Consider the following 19807-nt stretch of genomic DNA (forward strand, 5'->3'; position numbering starts at 1 on the left):
GGCCTGCCGCTACAATGGGGCGATCATATCCTCAGCCCTTTTACCCATGCCCGTCAAAGCCCGTTGCAGCGCCCGCCTGGGCCTGGTCCTCTTGATCGGTGCCAGCGTGGCCGCCCTGGCCGGTTGCAGCAGCCTGGATGGCGCCAGTACCCGCATTGCCAGCATTGTCACCCCCTACAAAATCGACGTGGTGCAGGGCAACTTTGTGTCGCGCGAGCAGGTCGAGGCCCTGCAGCCCGGCATGAGCCGCCAGCAGGTGCGCGAGATCCTGGGCACGCCGCTGGTCACCAGCCTGTTCCATGCGGACCGCTGGGAATACGTGTTCACGCTCAAGCGCCCGGGTCAAGAGGTCCAGACCCGCAAGCTGACCGTGTACTTCAAGGGGGATGGGCTGGATCGCTCCGAAGGCGACCCGATGCCTACCGAGACCGAATTCGTGGCCACGCTGGGCTCGCGTGGCTCCAAGGGCAAGGTGCCTGTGCTGGAGGCCACACCGGAGCAACTGGCCCGCTACCCTGCGTCCCAGCGGCCATCTGCCTCCCCGACGGCGGCGCCGCTGGAGCCCGCATCCGTCAGCTATCCACCGCTTGAAGCGCCCGCCCGCTGATTCCTGCGGTCTGGCAACGGGTAGATGGATGTCTGCCGCACTTCAACGTCAACGTACAGGACACTCATGACAGGGACCCCTTCGCCTGCCCCCACATCCACGCCCTCGCGCGCCCTCCGTGTCGCCGTCGCCGGTGCATCCGGCCGCATGGGCCGCATGTTGATCGAGGCCCTTCGCGCCAGTGACGACTGTGTGCTGGCGGGCGCGCTGGACGTGCCGTCCAGCCCGGGCATTGGTTCGGATGCCACCGCCTTTCTCGGCCATGCCAGCGGCGTCACCATCACGGCCGACATTGCTGCGGGCCTGAAAAATACCGACGTTCTGATCGATTTCACGCGCCCCGAAGGCACCCTGGCCCACCTGGCCGTGTGCAGCGAACTCGGGGTGAGGGCCGTGGTTGGCACCACGGGCTTCACCGACGCGCAGAAGGCTGAGATTGCCGTCTTTGCCCAGCGCACCGCTATCGTCATGGCGCCCAACATGAGCGTGGGTGTGAACGTTACGCTCAAGCTGCTACAGATGGCGGCGAAGGCCATGGCCACGGGTTACGACATTGAGATTATCGAAGCCCACCACCGCCACAAGGTGGATGCGCCCTCGGGCACTGCGCTCAAGATGGGCGAGGTGATTGCCGACGCCATGGGGCGCGACCTCAAGGAGTGTGGTGTGTACGCCCGCGAAGGCGTCACGGGCGAGCGCGACCCGTCCAGCATCGGTTTTGCCACCATCCGCGGCGGCGATATCGTGGGCGACCACACCGTGCTGTTTGCCGGCATCGGCGAGCGCATCGAGATCACGCACAAGTCCTCCAGCCGCTCCACCTATGCGCAGGGCAGCCTGCGTGCAGTGCGGTTCCTCGCCGGGCACAAGACGGGCATGTTCGACATGTTCGATGTGCTGGGCTTGAACTAGGCCGCTGGCTTTCCATGGACGCCCTCCATTGGTGGCGCCAGGGCGATGTGGTGACCCAAGGCGCGGCCCTGGTGCTCTTGGCCATGTCGGTGGCCAGTTGGGTGGTCATTGTCTGGAAGCTGCGGCTCATGCGCCAGGCGAGTGCCGATGTGGCCCGCTGCACGGCGGCGTTCTGGCAGGCCCCATCCATGGAGGTTGCAGCGCAACGTTTGCAGTCTTTTGACCGTGCTGCGCTTGTCCTGCCCCTGGTTGTTGCTGCAAATTCAATAGCAAATCATTTCAACCCCACTGGGCAGGCCACCCTGGCTGCCGCAGGCAGCCTGTCGCAGCGGCTCACCCGTGTGCTGCGCGACGCCTTGCACGACGTGCTCGGGCGCCTGCAGTTCGGCCAGGTGCTGCTGGCCACGGTGGGCTCCACCGCACCGTTCGTGGGGCTGCTGGGCACCGTGTGGGGCATTTACCATGCGCTGACCGCCATGGCAGGCGCGGGCCAAATCACCATCGACCGCGTCTCCGGCCCCGTGGGCGAAGCGCTGGTGATGACGGCGGCCGGGCTGGCCGTGGCGATCCCCGCCGTGTTGGCCTACAACGTGTTTGGTCGCCTGATTGGCCGCATCGAGGCGGACCTGGAAGGCTTTGCGCGCGATCTGCGCGAACTGCTGATTGACACGGCGCCGCCCGCCGATTCGCGGTCCTGAATCCCTGGAGGTCTGCTTCAGCCATGGCCTTCGGAAGACTCGAACGCACCACGGGGCCCCAGCCCATGAGCGACATCAACATGACGCCGCTGGTGGATGTGATGCTGGTGCTGGTGGTCATTTTTATTCTCACGGCACCACTCATGGCCAGTTCCATCCGGCTTGAGCTGCCACGCGCCGAGGGTGCCACGCCCGGAGCCGCGCCACAGTTCGTCACGCTGGTGGTCGATGCGTCGGGCCAGGCCTTTCTGCAGGATGAGCCTCTGTCGCAGCCCGCGCTGGCTGAGCGCCTGCGCCGCATCGGCGCCGAACGGCCCGACACCGAAATCCAGCTGCGCGCCGATGCGGCCGTGCCCTATGGGCGTGTGGTCGAGGTCATGGGCGCGGCGCACCTGGCTGGGCTGCAGCGCATCGGTTTTGTTGCCGATCCACAGTCCGCAGGGGTGCCGTCTGCCCCTGCCAAAGCCCCCTGAAACCGCCGTGCGCCGTCGAGCCAACCGGTCTGCGCAGGCCACTGGCGGCGGTGGGCGCGAAATGCGGTGCCTGACAGCCTAAAATCTGCGCAGCGCGGCCCTGCGGCCACACCCCCCTCTCACCCCCGAGCCCCCATGCAAGACAAATACTCCCCCCAAGACGTCGAGCGCGCCGCGCACGACCACTGGACCGCCACCGACGCCTACCGCGTGACGGAAGACAACAACAAGAAGAAGTTCTACGCCTGCTCGATGCTGCCCTACCCCAGCGGCAAGCTGCACATGGGCCATGTGCGCAACTACACGATCAACGACATGCTGGCGCGCTACCTGCGCATGAACGGCCACAACGTCCTCATGCCCATGGGCTGGGACGCCTTCGGCCTGCCGGCCGAGAACGCTGCGCTCAAGAACGGCGTGCCGCCCGCCAAGTGGACGTACGAGAACATCGCGTACATGAAGCAGCAGATGCAGGCCATGGGCCTGGCCATCGACTGGAGCCGCGAGGTCGCCACCTGCGACCCCGAGTACTACCAGTGGAACCAGTGGCTGTTCCTCAAGATGCTGGACAAGGGCATCGCCTACCGCAAGACCCAGGTCGTGAACTGGGACCCGGTGGACCAGACCGTGCTGGCCAATGAACAGGTCATCGACGGCAAGGGCTGGCGCACCGGCGCGACGGTCGAAAAGCGCGAGATTCCCGGCTACTACCTCAAGATCACCGACTACGCCGACGAGCTGCTTGATTTCGTGACCGGCGACAAGCTGCCTGGCTGGCCCGAGCGCGTGAAGCTGATGCAGGAGAACTGGATCGGCAAGAGTGAAGGCGTGCGCTTTGCCTTCACGCACGACATTCGCGGTGACGACGGCGCGCTGATCGGCGACGGCAAGATGTACGTGTTCACCACGCGCGCCGACACCATCATGGGCGTGACCTTCTGCGCCGTGGCGCCCGAGCACCCGCTGGCCGCGCACGCCGCCAAGAGCAACCCCGCGCTCGCGGCCTTCATCGAGGAATGCAAGAACGGCGGCACCACCGAAGCCGAGCTCGCCACGCAAGAGAAGAAGGGCCTGCGCACCGGCCTGTTCGTCACGCACCCGCTGACCGAAGAGCAGGTCGAGGTCTGGGTCGGCAACTACGTGCTGATGAGCTACGGCGACGGCGCCGTGATGGGCGTGCCCGCGCACGATGAGCGCGACTTCGCCTTTGCGCTCAAGTACGGCATCGAGATCAAGCAGGTCGTGCTGGTCGACGGCGAGAGCTTCAACTACCACCAGTGGCAGGACTGGTATGGCGACAAGCAGCGCGGGGTGACCATCAACTCCGACAGCTTCAGCGGCCTGTCCTTCAAGGACGCCGTGAACGCCGTCGCCCATGCGCTGGAGCAAAAGGGCCTGGGCGAGAAGAAGACCACCTGGCGCCTGCGCGACTGGGGCGTCTCGCGCCAGCGCTACTGGGGTACGCCGATCCCGATCATCCACTGCGAAGAGCACGGCGCCGTGCCCGTGCCCGAAAAAGACCTGCCCGTGGTGCTGCCACAGGACTGCATCCCCGACGGCTCCGGCAACCCGCTGCACAAGCACGAGGGCTTCCACGCCGGCGTGACCTGCCCCGTGTGCGGCAAGGCCGCGCGCCGCGAGACCGACACCATGGACACCTTCGTGGACAGCTCGTGGTACTTCATGCGGTACTGCGACCCCAAGAAGAGCGATGCCATGGTGGGCGAAGGCACGGCCTACTGGATGCGCGACCAGAAGTCGGCCACCGGCGGTGCCGGCATGGACCAGTACATCGGCGGTATCGAGCACGCCATCCTGCACTTGCTGTACGCGCGCTTCTGGACCAAGGTCATGCGCGACCTGGGCCTGGTGACGGTGGACGAGCCCTTTGCGCACCTGCTCACGCAGGGCATGGTGCTCAACCACATCTACTACTGGCGCGACGAAAAGGGCGGCAAGAACTACTTCCCGCCGGAAGCCGTCACGCAGGTGCTGGATGCGCAGGGGCGGATCGTGGGCGGCCGGCTGACCGAGGCCGAAGGCCAGTATCCCCAAGGCCTGCAGCTGGAATACGGCGGTGTGGGCAAGATGGGCAAGACCGAGCGCAATGGTGTCGATCCGCAGGACCTGATCGCCAAGTACGGCGCCGACACGGCCCGCCTGTACACCATGTTCACCGCCCCGCCCGAAGCCACGCTGGAGTGGAACGACGCGGCCGTGGAGGGCAGCTACCGATTCCTGCGCCGCGTATGGAACTTCGGGCTCAAGCTGTCTGCTATGGATATGGAAGCGGCTACCGCAAGCGTGGCAAGCGCCAGCAGCCTGAAAGAGGTCGAATTTGGCAAAGAAGCCAAGGCCCTGCGCCTGGAGATCCACACCGTGCTCAAGCAGGTGGACTACGACTACCAGCGCATGCAGTACAACACCGTGGTCTCGGGCGCGATGAAGATGATCAACGCGCTCGAAGACTTCAAGGCCACCGACTCGGCCGGCGCCCAGGTGGCGCTGATCGAAGGTTTTGGCATCCTGCTGCGCTGCCTGTACCCGGCCACCCCCCACGTCGCCCACAGCCTCTGGAGCGGCCTGGGCTATGCGGCCGAGCTGGGCGACCTGCTGGACGCGCCCTGGCCCAAGGTGGACGCGCATGCGCTGGTGCAGGACGAGATCGAACTCATGCTGCAGGTCAACGGCAAGCTGCGTGGCTCCATCCATGTGCCTGCGCAGGCCGACAAGGCCGAGATCGAACGGATTGCCCTGGCCAGCGAGGCGTTTGTGGCCCAGGCCGCAGGCGCGGTGCCCAAGCGCGTCATTGTGGTGCCCGGTCGCCTCGTGAACGTGGTCGTGTAACCGTCATGAAAAAGCGCACACTGCTCTCCCTCGCGCCCGTGGCCCTGCTGTCCGCCTGCGGCTTTCGGCTGCGGGGCGTGCCCGAGTTCGGGTTTGACTCGCTCTACATCGCGGCGCCTGCAGGCTCGCCCCTCGCGCGGGAGCTGCAGCGCACGCTGGAGGGTTCGGGCGGCAAGTTGCAGCTGCTGCGCGACCCGGCGTCCATGCCCACCGCCCAGGCCATCCTGGACCTGCTGCAGGAGCAGCAGGAGCGCGCCGTGGTGGGGCTCAACGCGTCCGGCCAGGTGCGCGAACTGCAGCTGCGCCTGCGCATCAGGTTCCGGCTGCGCACCCCGGCAGGTGCCGAACTGATTCCCGAGACCGAACTGCTGCAGCAGCGCGACATCAGCTACAACGAAACCATCGCCCTGGCCAAGGAGGCCGAAGAGGCGCTGCTGTACCGCGACATGCGGACCGACCTGGTGCAGCAGCTCATGCGCCGCCTGGCTGCCGCAAAGCGCTGAGCCCAGGGCGTGGGGCTGTGGCCTCCTGTCGGTAGTGCACTGCGGTGCAGCTTGCAGCGATAGCGCCGTGCCGGGCGCCGGCGACGGGCGAGGCACAGGCGAGGACATCGTCTCCCTTCCCGCATCGCGCAGCGATACGAGAGAAGAGCCGCTGCCGCTGGCGGCCAGCACTGGGCGGCGGCGCAGCCGCTCAGGGGGATGTCCGCATCAGTGTGCTCTTGCCAAACAGCGACTCGACCAAGTCCACCGCCAGCACGGCCGTGCGGTTGCGCACATCGAGCGCGGGGTTGAGTTCCACAATGTCCAGCGACGCCAGGCGCCCGCTGTCGGCAATCATCTCCATGCACAGCTGCGCCTCGCGGTAGGTAGGGCCGCCAGGCACCGTGGTGCCCACGCCGGGCGCGATGTCGGGGTCCAGAAAATCCACATCAAAGCTCACATGCAGATGGGTCTGGGCGTCCAGCCCGGCCAGCGCCTGCTGCATGGTCTGGCGCATGCCCACCTCGTCGATGTAGCGCATGTCGAAAACTTCCAGACCCTGCTCGTGCACGAAGCGTTTTTCGCCCGCATCGACGCTGCGGATGCCGATCTGGCGGATCTGGTCGGGGCGCAATGCGGCACCACCCCCCGGCATCTGGGCCAGCCCGGTCAGCGCCTCGGGGCCAAAACCACACAGACAGGCCACAGGCATGCCGTGCACATTGCCGCTGGGGGTCAGCGCGCTGGTGTTGAAGTCGGCATGGGCATCGAGCCACAGCACGCGCAGTTTTTTGCCCGCCTCTGCGCAGTAGCGCGCCACGGCACCGATGCTGCCCAGGCCCAGGCAGTGGTCGCCGCCCAGCAGGATGGGCAGGTGGCCCAGCTGCAACTCGGCATACACCGCATCGAACACGCGCTGGTTCCATTCCACCACCTCGGGCAGGTGGCGGTAGCCGTCCACGGGCGGTAGCCAGGGGTTGGCCGGGCCACTCAAGTTGCCCCGGTCGAATACCTGCAGCCCGTGCGATTCCAGCGCCGCCTGCAGTCCCGCCACACGCAGGGCCTCGGGCCCCATCGATGCGCCGCGCGCCCCGGCGCCGATGTCGGTGGGGGCGCCGATCAGGCTGGTGGGCTGGGCGCTGCGCAGGGCTGTGGGGGGCATGGTGCAAGGGCTTTCGGAGAGGGCTAGAGGATCGATGCGGGCGGTGCGGGCGCGGGCGCCCGGGAGAATTCTCGGGGCTTTGGGCGCCAATGAACAGTAAAAGAGCTGATCAGTCCGTGGCCTCCATCGCGCACTGTGTGGGGAGAGCCTGGCAGTTTGCGCAAGGGGCCGCGTGGCAAGGCGATAAACTTTGCCGCATGCAAGTCGCCCTGGCCCAACTCTCACCGCATCTTCAACGGGGCCTGTCGCCGCTTTACGTGCTGCACGGCGACGAGCCCTTGCTGCAGCAGGAGGCGGCCGACACCATCCGCGCCACGGCCCGTGCCCAGGGTTATACCGAACGGACTTCGTACACGGTAGCAGGTGCTCACTTTGACTGGAGCGCCGTGCTGGCCGCAGGCGGTAGTTTGAGTTTGTTTGCCGATAAGCAGATCGTCGAGATCCGCATCCCCTCGGGCAAGCCCGGCAAGGATGGCAGCGTGGCGCTGCAGCAGATTGCTGAATCCGCCAAGGGCAACGACAGCACGCTCACGCTGGTGATGCTGCCGCGCCTGGACAAGGCCACACGCACCGGGGCCTGGTTTGCGGCGCTTGAGTCCAGCGGCACCTCGATCCAGATCGACCCCATCGAGCGCGGCATGTTGCCGCAGTGGATTGCCCAGCGCCTGGCCGCCCAGGGCCAGCGTGTGGTGGCGGGCGAGGAGGGCCAGCGCACGCTGCAGTTCTTTGCCGACCGCGTGGAGGGCAACCTGCTGGCCGCACACCAGGAGATCCAAAAACTGGCCCTGTTGCATCCGGCGGGTGAACTGACGCAGGCCCAGGTTGAAGCCGCCGTGCTCAACGTGGCCCGCTACGATGTGTTCAAGCTCTCCGAATCGGTGCTCGCCGGGCAGACGGGCCGCGTGCAGCGCATGCTCGACGGCCTGCAGGCCGAGGGCGAGGCCGAAGTGCTGGTGCACTGGGCGCTGGCCGAAGACATCCGCGCCCTGAAACGCGTGAAAGACGCCATGAACGCGGGACGCCCCCTGCCCATGGCCCTGCGCGAAAACCGCATCTGGGGACCCAAGGAGCGGCTGTTCGAGCGCATCCTGCCCAAGGCCAGCGATGCGGCGCTGGCACGCCTGCTGCAGTCGGCCCACACGGTCGATGGCATTGTCAAAGGCCTCAAGCAGCCCGATTGGCCGACCGATGGCTGGCAGGCGCTGCAGCGGCTGGCGTTTCAGCTGTGCAGGCTGACGCAGGCGGCACGCTAAGCCCCACCGCTGGGCGTCAGGTTTTTGGTATTTTTTGGCCCCTGGCGCTTATCTGGTAAGCGCTGGTAGCTATCAAATAAGTAGTGTTTGACCGCATCCAGGCGTTTGGCTCAAGGCTGCTCCAGAACTCCCCGCGCCTTGTCCACCCACATCCGCAAACTGTCGAGCAAGTCTTTCTGGCTGAACGAGCAGCTTTCTTCGGAGAAGAGTGCGCTGGATTCGAGTCGGTCCAGCAGGTCATGCAGCACGGTTGCATAACGGGGCGGTAGCGCTGCAAGGAGCGCAGTCTGCGCACGGGCTTCGGCGCTGAAGGCGGCAGGACGGACGTCACCGCGCTGCAGGGCCACCAGGGAGGTGTCCAGCGCGTTCAATTGAAGGGCGGGATTCGACATGCGCCGAATTATCTCCGCCGGGCGGCGAAAAAGCCGGTCCGCCGGATAGCGGGCCTGGTGCCCGCTGACCCAGCAATTCGTTGATTATTTGTCGGCGAGTACGAAAGTGACCTGCATGTTCACCCGGTAGCTCGTGATGCGGCCGCCTTCGATGGAGACCTGCTGTTCCTTGATCCATGCGCCGCGCACGTTGTCAATGGTGTCGCACGCCCGTGCAATGCCTTGGTTCATGGCGTCCTCAAAACTGGTTTCGCTGGTGGCGCTGATTTCAATAACTTTGGCGACGCTCATGGGATTTCCTAAAAGTGGGCAGAAGCCGCCATGCTAGGAATCCTGCGTTCGGCAGGCTGTGGGACAAGGGCGCCTTGCGGCGTCAGCGTGGGCAATGGGGGCGCCCGGCTGGCGAAGGGCCGCCCATAAAAGGCGAATGCAGCCCGCGATGGGCATCTGCGGCAAAATCGCCGGATGAACGCCCTCAACGTCGCTGAATACACGCACACCCTCGGCCTGCAGGCCAAAACGGCTTCGGCGCTGATGGCCAAAGCGCCGGCAGCTATCAAAAACAAAGCATTGAAGGCCCTGGCCCGCCTGCTGCGCGAGAACGTGGATGCGCTGCAGGTGGACAACGCCCGCGATCTGGAGCGCGCCCGCGCCGCAGGCCTGGCCGAGCCGATGGTCGACCGGCTGAAACTCAGCCCCAAGGTGCTGGAAACCTGCGCCGAAGGCTGTGAGCAGCTGGCCGCCATGCCCGACATCATTGGCGAGATCCTGGGCATGAAACAGCAGCCCAGCGGCATCCGCGTGGGCCAGATGCGCGTGCCGATCGGCGTGTTCGGCATGATCTACGAGAGCCGGCCCAACGTGACCATCGAGGCCGCGTCGCTGTCGATCAAGAGCGGCAACGCCTGCATTCTGCGCGGCGGCTCCGAGGCCATCGACTCCAACAAGGCCCTGGCCAAGCTGGTGCAGCAGGCGCTGGCCGAGGCCGGCCTGCCGCAAGACGCGGTGCAACTGGTGCAGACCACCGACCGCGAGGCCGTGGGCCAGCTCATCACCATGCCGCAGTTTGTGGACGTGATCATCCCGCGCGGCGGCAAGGGCCTGATCGAGCGCATCAGCCGCGATGCCAAGGTGCCCGTGATCAAGCACCTGGACGGCAACTGCCACACCTATGTGGACGACCCCTGCGACATCGCCATGGCGGTGAAGGTGGCCGACAACGCCAAGACCAACAAGTACAGCCCCTGCAACGCGAGCGAAGGCCTGCTGGTGGCGCGTGGTGTGGCGGCGGAATTTCTGCCGAAGATTGGCGCCGTCTATGCCGCCAAAGGCGTGGAGATGCGCGGCTGCACCGAGTCGCTGGCGATCCTGGCCGCTGTGCCCGGCGCCCAGCTGGTGCCTGCCACCGAGCAGGACTGGAGCGAGGAATACCTGGCCCCGATCATCAGCGTGAAGATCGTGGCGGGTGTGGACGAAGCCATCGTCCACATCAACCACTACTCCAGCCACCACACCGACGCCATCCTCACCACCAACCACGTGCACGCCCAGCGGTTCCTGCGCGAGGTGGATTCGGCCAGCGTCATAGTGAACGCCAGCACGCGCTTTGCCGACGGGTTCGAGTACGGGCTGGGCGCCGAGATCGGCATCAGCACCGACAAGTTTCATGCGCGCGGCCCCGTGGGGCTGGAAGGCCTGACCTCGCTGAAGTACGTGGTGCTGGGCGACGGTGAAGTAAGGGTTTGATTTGCTCCTAATTTAATAGCTGTTGGCGCTTGTCAATGAAGCGCTAGCAGCCAATTTGGCATGAAAATCATCATCCTCGGAGCGGGTCGCGTCGGTCAGAGCGTGGCGGACAGTCTGGTGTCGGAGCGCAACGACATCACCGTGATCGACACCGACGCCGCACGGCTGCGCGACCTGGAGTCGCGCTTCGACTTGCGGGGCGTGGTGGGCAACGGCATCGAGCCGGCCGTGCTGGCCGAAGCGGGCGCACAGGACACGGATCTCCTGATCGCCTGCGCCGCACAGGACGAGACCAACCTGGTGTGCTGCAAGATCGCTCAGCTGCTGTTCAACATTCCCAAGCGCATCGCGCGGGTGCGCTCCACCGGTTTCGAGTGCGAGGAGCGGTTGCTGGGCCCGGACGGTTTTGGCGTGGACCGCATCATCTGCCCCGAGGAGTCGCTGACCCGCTACATCCGCAAGCTCATCGAGTACCCCGAGGCCATGCAGGTGCGCGAATTTGCCGGCGGCCGCGCCAGCCTGGCATCCGTGCGGGCCCGCGCGGGGGCGCCCATGGTCGGTCACACCATCGGGGCGCTGCGCGAGAGCGCCCCCGACATGGCCATGCGCATGGTGGCCATCTACCGGCGGTTTCCCGATGAGCCCGACCGCTTCATCGCCTGCGACGGCAGCACCCGCATCGAGCCGGGGGATGAGGTGTTTGTTCTGGCCGCCCATGAGCACATCGCCAATGTGCTGGCGGCCTTGCACCGCCCCGCCGCGCAGCAGCCCCAGCCCGTGCGCCGCATCATGATTGCGGGCGGCGGCCGCGTGGGCCTGCGGCTGGCGCGCCAGCTCAGCCAGACGGGTGGGCGCTTTCACATCAAGATCATCGAAGACCACGCGGACCGCTGCGTGGAGCTGGCTTCGGCCTTGCCGTCCGACGTGCTGGTGCTGCAGGGCGACACCACCGACGAGGACCTGCTGGGCGACGAGGGCATCGAGGAGGTGGACCTGTTCCTTGCGCTCACCGACGACGACGAGGACAACATCATGTCCTGCCTGCTGGCCAAGCGCATGGGCGCCAGCCGGGTGCTGGCGCTCATCAACCGCCGCAGCTATGCCGACCTGATGCACGGCACGCAGATCGACATTGCGCTGTCGCCCGCGCAAGCCATGCTGGGCGAGCTGCTGGCCTATGTGCGCCAGGGCGACGTGCAGGCGGTGCACAGCCTGCGCCGGGGCGTGGCCGAGGCGCTGGAGATCGTGGCGCGCGGCGACCGCAAAAGCTCGCGCGTGGTGGGTCGCAAGGTGAGTGATCTGCAGTTGCCGCGCGACGTGCACATCGGCCTGATCGTGCGCGGGCTGCCGGACGCATTGGACGCCACAGGCACCGCCACCGCCGGCCTGCGCGAGCCCGAGGTCATCATCCCGCGCAGCGCGACGGTGATCGAGAGCAATGACCACGTGGTGTTCTTCCTGCCCAACAAGCGGCTGGTGCGTGACGTGGAAAAACTCTTCCGCGTGAGCGCGACGTTCTTTTGATGCACCCCCCTGAGTCGCTTCGCGCCTTCCCCCCGCTCTCGCAGCGCTGCGCACTGCGGGCAGGGGGACGCCCCCAGCGCGGCGGGGCGGCCCTTGCGCGGGGGCTGCGCCAGTATCGGCAGCCGCATGCGATGTTGGCGGCCATGGACCCAGGGCGCCGGCCATGACTGACATGTTTCCCGTTCTGCGCGTGCTGGGCATCCTGGTGATGATCTTTTCCTTGTCCATGGGGCTACCGCTGGCGGTGTCGCTGTGGACGCGCGACGGCGTCTGGCATGTGTACCCGCTGGCCATGGGCGCCACGCTGCTGGCGGGCGCATGGCTGTGGTGGCGGCTGCGGCTGTTTCGGCAAGAGCTGCAACCGCGCCATGGCGTGATGCTGGTCTCGCTGGTGTGGATGCTGCTGCCCCTGTCGGCCGCGTTGCCGCTGATGCTGGCGGGGCACCACACCGGGCATCCGCTGTCGTTCACGCACGCCTATTTCGAGGCGGTGTCGGGGCTCACCACCACCGGCTCCACCGTGCTCGCGGGCCTGGATGCCATGCCGGTTTCGGTGAATGTGTGGCGCACTTTCCTGCAGTGGATGGGCGGCATGGGCATCCTGATCCTGGCCGTGGCCGTGCTGCCCTTGCTGGGCGTGGGCGGCAGCCAGCTGTTCAAGGCCGAGGCGGCGGGGCCCTTGAAGGACACCAAGCTCACGCCGCGCATGACCGGCACGGCCAAGGGGCTGTGGGGCGTGTATGCATTGTTCTCCGTGTTGTGTGGCCTGGCTTTTTGGGCGGCAGGCATGGAGCCGCTGGATGCGCTGATGCACATGTTTGCCACCGTGAGCCTGGGCGGGCTGTCCTCGCACGACCTGAGCTTCGGGTATTTCCAGTCGCCCCTGCTGGAGGCGATCTGCATCGTCTTCATGCTGGTGGCCAGCTGCAATTTCGCGCTGTACTTCGTGGCGTTTCGCAAGGGGCAATGGGGCGGGTTCTGGCGCGACCCGGAGCTGCGGGCCACCTTGTTCTCGCTCATTGGTGGCGGTCTGCTGGTGGCGCTGTTGTTGTGGGTCAAGGGGGTCTACGCACCGCTGGATGCGCTGCGCCACGGCATGTTCAATCTGGTGTCGATGGCCACCACCACGGGTTTCGCCACTGTGGACTACCTGGCATGGCCGGTGTTCGCGCCTGTGTTCATGCTGCTGCTGTCGGGCGTGGCCACCAGTGCCGGGTCGACGGGCGGGGGGATCAAGATGGTGCGCATGCTCATCCTCGTCAAGCAGGCGCGCCGCGAGATGAATCGACTGGTGCACCCGCGTGCCGTGCAGCCCGTGCGGCTGGGCGACGCCGTGGTGGACAACCGCGTGATCTTTTCGGTGCTGGCCTTCATGCTGGTCTATGGCGGCACGGTCTTCGGGCTCAGCATGGTGATGCTGCTGACCGATCTGGACCCGGTGACGGCATTTTCGGTGGTGCTGGCCAGCGTGAACTGCGCGGGGCCGGGCCTGGGCAGCGTGGGGCCCGCGTCCAACTATGCGGTGCTGACCGATTTTCAGATCTGGGTGTGCACCTTGGGCATGCTGCTCGGGCGGTTGGAAATCCTGAGCTTCATGGCCCTGCTCACCCCGGCGTTCTGGCGGCGCTGAGCCCGGGGCCTCCGAAAAAGCGGGCGGTCGGACTTGCGAAGGCCCTGTCACGCCCCAACCCTACAATGGATTGCAATCGTTCCCGTCTCCTCTGAAGGCTCCCCATGGTTCCGCATCTCATCACGGCCCTGACCGGGCCGATCAACGAACTCGAACAGCGCGTTCTCGACTCGATGCCCGCCATCGAGCGCTGGTTCCGGCTGGAGTGGATGGAGCACACGCCGCCGTTCTACACCTCCGTGGACATCCGCAATGCAGGTTTCAAGCTTGCGCCCGTGGACACCAATCTGTTTCCTGGCGGCTGGAACAACCTGACCAAGGAGATGCTGCCCCTGGCCGTGCAGGCTGCCATGGCCGCCATCGAGAAGATCTGCCCCGAGGCGCGCAACCTGCTGATCATTCCGGAAAACCACACGCGCAACACCTTCTACCTGGCCAACGTGGTGCAGTTGCAGCGCATCTTCAACATGGCGGGCCTGAACGTGCGCGTGGGCTCCATCAGCCCCGAGATCAAGAAGCCCACGCTGATCGAGCTGCCCAACGGTGACACCGTGACGCTGGAGCCCGTGGTGCGCACCAAGCGCCGCCTGGGACTCAAGGATTTCGACCCCTGCACCATCCTGCTGAACAATGATCTGTCGGCCGGGCCACCGGGCATCCTGGAAGACATCCACGAGCAGTACCTGCTGCCCCCGCTGCACGCGGGCTGGAGCGTGCGCCGAAAGAGCACCCACTTCAAGAACTACGAAGAGGTGGCCAAGCGCTTCGGCAAGATGCTGGGCATCGACCCCTGGCTCGTGAACCCGATGTACAGCCAGTGCGACGGCGTGGACTTTGCCGAGGACAAAGGCATGGACAAGCTGCAGACCACGGTGGACGCGCTGCTGACCAAGGTGCGCCGCAAGTACAAGGAATACGGCATCAACGAAAAGCCCTTCGTCATCGTCAAGGCCAACAACGGCACCTACGGCATGGGCATCATGACCGTGCGCGACGCCAAGGAGCTGGATGCGGTGAACCGCAAGACCAAGAACAAGATGGCCATCATCAAGGACGGCCAGCCGGTCAGCGACCTCATCATCCAGGAGGGCGTGCTGACGCAGGAGCGGGTGCACGAGGCCGTGGCCGAACCCGTGGTCTACATGATGGACCGCTACGTGGTGGGCGGCTTCTATCGCATGCACGCCGAGCGCGGCGTGGATGAGAACCTGAACGCCCCGGGCGCAAGTTTTGTGCCCCTTGCCTTCGAGCACAGCACCCATATGCCCCAGCCCGGCATGCGCCCCGGGGTGAGCGCGCCCAACCGCTTCTATATGTATGGCGTGGTGGCGCGCCTTGCGATGCTGGCGGCCAGCTACGAGCTGGAGGCCACCAACCCGGACGCTGAGGTGTACGACTGAATGGAAGCCCCCCGCTGAAGGGACAACACTCTTGCCGCGGGGTGGTTCTTGCTTGGCGTCTCTTTGTCTGATCGCACCAATTACATAGGCAAGGTGCAGCGTTTTGGGGGCCCAGAAATGTGCGACGCCGGGTAGGCCTGCCATGTCTATGCCCGGCTGCCAAGGGCAAGTTGTTGCGTCGCAACATGGAGAGATGCCCCCAGGCACTTGATCTGGCTCAGGCGCACAATAGCGTTCCCAAAAGTAACGGAACCCCGTCTGGCCCTGCGCCCGGGGGCGGTCAGTGCAAAGCTCCAAGTCATCGCTCGCAGCGCTCACGCTGGGCGCCATCGGTGTTGTGTATGGCGATATCGGCACCAGCGTGCTGTATGCCATCAAGGAGGTCTTCGGGTCCGGCCATGTGCCGTTCACCCCAGCCAATATCTACGGCATCCTCTCGATTTTCTTCTGGACGCTCACCGTCATTGTTTCGCTGAAGTACGTGGTGCTGGTGCTGCGCGCCGACAACCACGGCGAGGGCGGCCTCATTGCCATGCTGGCGCTGGCGTCGCAGGCGGTCAAAGACAAGCCCCGGCTGCGCGGCGTATTGCTGGCGGTGGGGATCTTCGGGACCTCCCTTTTTTATGGCGACGGCGTCATCACGCCCGCCATTTCGGTGCTGTCGGCGGTGGAAGGGCTGGAAGTGGTCTCTCCCCACTTCAAGCAGTATGTGATTCCCATCACCCTGGTCGTGCTGTTTTGCCTCTTTGCGGTGCAAAAGCGCGGGACGAGTGGCATTGGCAAGTTCTTCGGGCCCATCACCCTGGTGTGGTTCGCCACCATTGCCTTGTTGGGGGTCTCCCACATCGTCGGCCACCCCGAGATCCTCTGGGCGCTGAGTCCACACCATGCGCTCGGCTTCATGTGGGCCCATCCGGGCACCAGCTTCATCATCCTGGGCGCGGTGGTGCTGTGCGTGACCGGAGCCGAAGCCCTCTATGCCGACCTGGGCCACTTTGGAAAGCGCCCCATCCGCCTGGCCTGGTTTGGCGTGGCAATGCCGGCGCTCACGCTGAACTACTTTGGCCAGGGGGCGTTGCTGCTGGCCGAGCCCGAGGCGGTCAAGAACCCGTTCTACATGATGGCACCCGACTGGGCGCTGGTCCCGCTGGTCATCATGGCGACCATGGCCACGGTGATCGCATCGCAGGCCCTCATCACCGGCGCGTTCAGCGTGACCAAGCAGGTCATCCAATTGGGCTATTTGCCGCGCCTGAACATCCAGCACACCAGCGTGCGAGATACGGGGCAGATTTACATACCGCTGGTCAATTGGGGGCTGTTTGCCGCCATCGTGCTGGCCGTGGTGATGTTCCGCTCGTCCAGCAATCTGGCCGCAGCCTATGGCATCGCCGTGACGCTGGACATGCTGATTACCACCACGCTGACGTTTTTCGTGATCCGTTACGGCTGGGGCTACCCGCTGGCGCTGTGCATCGCGGCCACGGGGTGTTTCTTCGTGGTGGACCTGGCGTTCTTCGCGTCCAACCTGCTCAAGCTGTTCCAGGGCGGCTGGTTCCCGCTGCTGATCGGCGGCATCGTGTTCTCTTTGATGATGACCTGGAAGGAAGGGCGCAGGCTGCTCAATGACAAGCTGCGTGCGGATGCCATCGACCTCAAGGACTTTCTGGAGTCGGTGTTCATCAGCCCCCCGACCCGGGTGGACGGAACGGCCGTCTTCCTCACCGCCGACGTGGGCGCCGTGCCCAATGCGCTGCTGCACAACCTCAAGCACAACAAGGTGCTCCACCAGCAGAACCTGTTCGTGACGGTCCACAACCATGAAACTCCCTGGATCGGGATGGACAAACGGCTGCAGGTCGAGCCGCTGGGCCACGATTGCTGGCAGGTCGTCATCCACTACGGCTTCAAGAACGACCCCGACGTGCCGCGTGCGCTGGAGTTGTTGCGGGGGCGGGGCTGCGAACTGGAGCCCATGACCACCAGCTATTTCCTCTCGCGCGATACGGTCATCCCCACCATGGGTGGTGGCATGGCCCCCTGGCGCGAAAAGCTGTTCGCCCAGATGCACCACAACGCGAGCGGCGCTGCGGACTTCCTGCACCTGCCCAACAACGCCGTGGTCGAACTAGGGTCCAAGATCGAGATCTGAGAGAGTTGGTGGCTTTTGAGGCCTGGCGCTTATCTATAAAGCGTTATTTGCTATTAAATATGTAGCAATTCGGGTGTTTGCCTCGCGAGGCATGCACTGGGTGGCCTGCGGTGGCACGGTGCCAGAATCCCGTCCATGCAATTTTTCAAAGACTTGAGCCTGTCGGCGTTCACTGCGGGGTTCGTGGCAGTGCTGGTGGGCTTCACGAGCTCGGTGGCCATCGTGTTCCAGGCCGCACAGGCGTTTGGCGCCACCCCAGCTCAGGTCACATCCTGGATGTGGGCGCTGGGTCTGGGCATGGGCTTGTGCTCCCTGGTGCCTTCGCTCGTTCTGCGCAAGCCCGTCATGGTGGCCTGGTCCACGCCCGGTGCGGCCGTGCTGGCCACCGCCGGCCTGGCGGGTGGCTTCCACATGGGCGAAGCGGTGGGGGCTTTCATGGTCAGCGCTGCACTCATCATCCTGGTGGGCGTGACACGCTGGTTCGAGCGCGCGATGGGCCGCATCCCCATGGAGATCGCTGCCGCCTTGCTGGCCGGTGTGCTGGCGCGCTTCGGCCTGCAGGCATTTGCCGCTGCCCAGACGGCATTGCCGCTCGTGTTGACCATGTTGGTCGTGTACCTGTTCTCGCGCAAGTTCGCCGCACGCTATGCCGTGGTCATCACGCTGGCGGTGGCCGTGGTGTTCGTGGCCCTGCAAGGACAGATGGCATGGTCCGCCGTGCACCTGGAGCTGGCCATGCCGGTATTCACGGCCCCTCAGTTCAGTCTTGCCGCCACCATCAGCCTGGCCGTCCCCCTTTTTGTGGTCACGATGGCGTCGCAGAACCTGCCCGGGGTGGCGGTGATCCGCGCCTCGGGCTACGACCTTCCTGTCTCCCGCCTGATTACGCTGACGGGACTCGCCACCCTGGTCCTGGCGCCGTTTGGCGCCTTCGCGCTGAATTTCAGCGCTATTACCGCCGCGATGTGCATGGGCCCCGAAGCACATGAGGACCGCCGTCGGCGTTATACGGCGGCCGTGTCCTGTGGTGCCTTGTATATAGCGATTGGACTGTTCGGCGCGGTGATCACAGGTTTGCTGACAGCGTTTCCCAAGGAGCTTGTGGTGGCGATCGCGGGGCTTGCCTTGCTGGGCACGATTGGCAATGGCCTGGCGGTGGCTCTGCGCGACGAGTCGCACCGTGAGGCGGCATTGGTTACGTTTCTGGTGACCCTCAGCGGGGTCGTGATCGCCGGAGTCGGATCGGCCTTCTGGGGCGTGGTCGCCGGCAGCTTTGCGCTATTTGTGCAACAGTACAGGCGTTCACCAGCGTGAGGCTCGTGGCGCCTTGCATGCGCCGCACCCAAATCTCTTTCTCTGTCCGCAAGTGATCTGCCATAGGCAGCGCCTGCGCACCTTTCTGACCCGACACCATGAAACTGCTCTTCATTGCCGATCCCCTGCAAAGCTTCAAGATCTACAAGGACACGACCTTCGCCATGATGCGCGAGGCCCAGCGGCGCGGACATACCCTGTCGGTGTGCGAGCCGCAACACATCACCTGGCAGCGTGGCAGCAAGGTGACGGCCCGCGTGTGCGACATCCAACTGACGGGAGACCCGGTGCAGTGGTACACCGCGCAGCCCGTGCACAGTGCGCCCCTGGCGGGGTTCGATGCGGTGCTGATGCGCAAGGACCCGCCTTTTGACAGCGAGTATTTCTATGCGACACATCTGCTGGAGCAGGCCGAGCGCGACGGCGCCCGTGTGTTCAACAAGCCCCGGGCGCTTCGCGATCATCCGGAGAAACTGGCGATCATGGAGTTCCCGGAATTCATCGGCCCCACCCTGGTGACACGGGATGCCGCAGACATCCAGCGTTTTCATGCGGAGCACGGGGACATCATTCTCAAGCCGCTCGACGGCATGGGCGGCATGGGAATCTTCCGCGTGGGCCCGGATGGGCTCAACTTGGGAAGTATCACCGAAACCCTGAACCGCCACGGCGCGCAGAGCGTCATGGTTCAAAAGTTCTTGCCTGAGATCACCGAAGGGGACAAGCGCGTTCTCATCATTGGCGGAAAACCGGTGTCCTTTTGCCTGGCGCGCATCCCGCAAGGCAGTGAGGTGCGGGGCAATCTGGCTGCAGGGGGCAAGGGCGTGGCGAAGCCGCTTTCGGCGCGGGACTGGGAAATCGGCAACGCACTGGGGCCAGTGCTACAGGCGCGGGGCCTGCTGTTGGCAGGAGTGGATGTGATCGGCGACTGCGTCACCGAGATCAATGTCACCAGCCCAACCTGCTTTCAGGAGATCTTTGACCAGACGGGGTGCGATGTAGCTTCCTTGTTCATCGATGCCCTGGAGGCTGCAATGACAGCCTCTGCCCCATAGCCTTCTGGATTTTTGCAGCCAGATCTTTCTAAACCCCTAAAACTAGTGCTATAGTCGAGGGCTTCGCTACTGAGGCGGTTCTGCAGAAATGCAGAGAGCTGGTTGTTCGGGTGGTGATGGGGCTGAGGCCTTGTTGCTGCAGGGGCTGAGAAGGTGGTGA

Annotated in this window: 17 protein-coding genes; 14 read left to right on the forward strand and 3 right to left on the reverse strand. The window is 65.2% G+C overall.

Annotated elements, in window-relative coordinates:
- Positions 1–46 precede the first annotated feature (46 nt).
- From IB243_RS12550 to lptE, 6 genes are all read left to right on the forward strand, one after another.
- Positions 47–607, forward strand: coding sequence for an outer membrane protein assembly factor BamE (locus IB243_RS12550; RefSeq protein WP_010464238.1), 561 nt, complete (start codon positions 47–49; stop codon positions 605–607).
- A 66-nt stretch (positions 608–673) separates the two neighbouring features.
- On the forward strand, positions 674–1519 hold the full coding sequence (dapB, locus tag IB243_RS12555; RefSeq protein WP_029414124.1) for a 4-hydroxy-tetrahydrodipicolinate reductase: 846 nt from the start codon (positions 674–676) through the stop codon (positions 1517–1519).
- A 14-nt stretch (positions 1520–1533) separates the two neighbouring features.
- Positions 1534–2217 (forward strand): MotA/TolQ/ExbB proton channel family protein, encoded by a 684-nt coding sequence (locus tag IB243_RS12560; protein WP_192427350.1) that lies wholly within the window; start codon positions 1534–1536, stop codon positions 2215–2217.
- Positions 2218–2240: 23 nt separating this feature from the next.
- Positions 2241–2690: a biopolymer transporter ExbD gene (locus IB243_RS12565; RefSeq protein ID WP_192427352.1), complete on the forward strand. Its 450-nt coding sequence runs from the start codon at positions 2241–2243 to the stop codon at positions 2688–2690.
- A gap of 135 nt (positions 2691–2825) precedes the next feature.
- Entirely contained in the window at positions 2826–5537 is a 2712-nt protein-coding gene (leuS, locus tag IB243_RS12570) for a leucine--tRNA ligase (protein WP_192427354.1), read from the forward strand.
- A gap of 5 nt (positions 5538–5542) precedes the next feature.
- On the forward strand, positions 5543–6040 hold the full coding sequence (gene lptE, locus IB243_RS12575; protein WP_192427356.1) for an LPS assembly lipoprotein LptE: 498 nt from the start codon (positions 5543–5545) through the stop codon (positions 6038–6040).
- Positions 6041–6230: 190 nt separating this feature from the next.
- Here lptE and rocF read toward each other — a convergent pair whose 3' ends face one another.
- Positions 6231–7181, reverse strand: coding sequence for an arginase (rocF, locus tag IB243_RS12580; RefSeq protein WP_010464227.1), 951 nt, complete (start codon positions 7179–7181; stop codon positions 6231–6233).
- Positions 7182–7378: 197 nt separating this feature from the next.
- Between rocF and holA the strand changes: the two genes are divergently transcribed.
- Entirely contained in the window at positions 7379–8434 is a 1056-nt protein-coding gene (gene holA / locus IB243_RS12585; RefSeq protein ID WP_010464225.1) for a DNA polymerase III subunit delta, read from the forward strand.
- Between the two features lie 110 nt (positions 8435–8544).
- Here the strand turns inward: holA and IB243_RS12590 are convergent, their stop codons facing one another.
- Entirely contained in the window at positions 8545–8826 is a 282-nt protein-coding gene (locus tag IB243_RS12590; protein WP_192427357.1) for a hypothetical protein, read from the reverse strand.
- A gap of 84 nt (positions 8827–8910) precedes the next feature.
- The gene (locus tag IB243_RS12595) at positions 8911–9117 is read right to left on the reverse strand and encodes a dodecin family protein (RefSeq protein WP_057227300.1); all 207 of its coding nucleotides are present in this window, start codon (positions 9115–9117) and stop codon (positions 8911–8913) included.
- 174 nt (positions 9118–9291) lie between these two features.
- Here IB243_RS12595 and IB243_RS12600 point away from each other — a divergent pair, with 174 nt between their 5' ends.
- The 7 genes from IB243_RS12600 to gshB all read left to right on the forward strand — a co-directional run bounded on the left by IB243_RS12600 (position 9292) and on the right by gshB (position 19647).
- A complete protein-coding gene (locus IB243_RS12600) occupies positions 9292–10572 on the forward strand; it encodes a glutamate-5-semialdehyde dehydrogenase (protein WP_192427359.1) in 1281 nt (426 codons plus the stop codon).
- A 60-nt stretch (positions 10573–10632) separates the two neighbouring features.
- The gene (gene trkA / locus IB243_RS12605) at positions 10633–12096 is read left to right on the forward strand and encodes a Trk system potassium transporter TrkA (RefSeq protein ID WP_192427361.1); all 1464 of its coding nucleotides are present in this window, start codon (positions 10633–10635) and stop codon (positions 12094–12096) included.
- A gap of 163 nt (positions 12097–12259) precedes the next feature.
- Positions 12260–13726 carry a TrkH family potassium uptake protein gene (locus IB243_RS12610; RefSeq protein WP_010464214.1) on the forward strand — a complete coding sequence of 489 codons (1467 nt, stop codon included), beginning with the start codon at positions 12260–12262 and terminating at the stop codon, positions 13724–13726.
- Positions 13727–13830: 104 nt separating this feature from the next.
- The gene (gene gshA, locus IB243_RS12615; RefSeq protein WP_192427362.1) at positions 13831–15126 is read left to right on the forward strand and encodes a glutamate--cysteine ligase; all 1296 of its coding nucleotides are present in this window, start codon (positions 13831–13833) and stop codon (positions 15124–15126) included.
- A gap of 283 nt (positions 15127–15409) precedes the next feature.
- Positions 15410–17278, forward strand: a complete 1869-nt coding sequence (locus IB243_RS12620; RefSeq protein WP_010464210.1) for a potassium transporter Kup — start codon at positions 15410–15412, stop codon at positions 17276–17278.
- Between the two features lie 135 nt (positions 17279–17413).
- The gene (locus IB243_RS12625; protein ID WP_192427363.1) at positions 17414–18592 is read left to right on the forward strand and encodes a benzoate/H(+) symporter BenE family transporter; all 1179 of its coding nucleotides are present in this window, start codon (positions 17414–17416) and stop codon (positions 18590–18592) included.
- Positions 18593–18690: 98 nt separating this feature from the next.
- Positions 18691–19647, forward strand: a complete 957-nt coding sequence (gene gshB, locus IB243_RS12630) for a glutathione synthase (RefSeq protein WP_057227291.1) — start codon at positions 18691–18693, stop codon at positions 19645–19647.
- The last annotated feature ends 160 nt before the right edge of the window (positions 19648–19807 follow it).

Source organism: Acidovorax sp. ACV01, assembly GCF_014851495.1.
Taxonomy (GTDB): Bacteria; Pseudomonadota; Gammaproteobacteria; order Burkholderiales; family Burkholderiaceae_C; genus Acidovorax; species Acidovorax radicis.

Excerpts from the sequence above, each read along its gene's own strand:
- leuS (WP_192427354.1), top strand. The coding sequence starts at position 2,826 with ATGCAAGACAAATACTCCCCCCAAGACGTCGAGCGCGCCGCGCACGAC.
- IB243_RS12600 (WP_192427359.1), top strand. The coding sequence starts at position 9,292 with ATGAACGCCCTCAACGTCGCTGAATACACGCACACCCTCGGCCTGCAG.
- IB243_RS12560 (WP_192427350.1), top strand. The coding sequence starts at position 1,534 with ATGGACGCCCTCCATTGGTGGCGCCAGGGCGATGTGGTGACCCAAGGC.
- IB243_RS12565 (WP_192427352.1), top strand. The coding sequence starts at position 2,241 with ATGGCCTTCGGAAGACTCGAACGCACCACGGGGCCCCAGCCCATGAGC.
- gshA (WP_192427362.1), top strand. The coding sequence starts at position 13,831 with ATGGTTCCGCATCTCATCACGGCCCTGACCGGGCCGATCAACGAACTC.
- IB243_RS12590 (WP_192427357.1), bottom strand. The coding sequence starts at position 8,826 with ATGTCGAATCCCGCCCTTCAATTGAACGCGCTGGACACCTCCCTGGTG.
- IB243_RS12610 (WP_010464214.1), top strand. The coding sequence starts at position 12,260 with ATGACTGACATGTTTCCCGTTCTGCGCGTGCTGGGCATCCTGGTGATG.
- lptE (WP_192427356.1), top strand. The coding sequence starts at position 5,543 with ATGAAAAAGCGCACACTGCTCTCCCTCGCGCCCGTGGCCCTGCTGTCC.
- holA (WP_010464225.1), top strand. The coding sequence starts at position 7,379 with ATGCAAGTCGCCCTGGCCCAACTCTCACCGCATCTTCAACGGGGCCTG.
- trkA (WP_192427361.1), top strand. The coding sequence starts at position 10,633 with ATGAAAATCATCATCCTCGGAGCGGGTCGCGTCGGTCAGAGCGTGGCG.
- rocF (WP_010464227.1), bottom strand. The coding sequence starts at position 7,181 with ATGCCCCCCACAGCCCTGCGCAGCGCCCAGCCCACCAGCCTGATCGGC.
- IB243_RS12595 (WP_057227300.1), bottom strand. The coding sequence starts at position 9,117 with ATGAGCGTCGCCAAAGTTATTGAAATCAGCGCCACCAGCGAAACCAGT.
- dapB (WP_029414124.1), top strand. The coding sequence starts at position 674 with ATGACAGGGACCCCTTCGCCTGCCCCCACATCCACGCCCTCGCGCGCC.
- IB243_RS12625 (WP_192427363.1), top strand. The coding sequence starts at position 17,414 with ATGCAATTTTTCAAAGACTTGAGCCTGTCGGCGTTCACTGCGGGGTTC.
- IB243_RS12550 (WP_010464238.1), top strand. The coding sequence starts at position 47 with ATGCCCGTCAAAGCCCGTTGCAGCGCCCGCCTGGGCCTGGTCCTCTTG.
- gshB (WP_057227291.1), top strand. The coding sequence starts at position 18,691 with ATGAAACTGCTCTTCATTGCCGATCCCCTGCAAAGCTTCAAGATCTAC.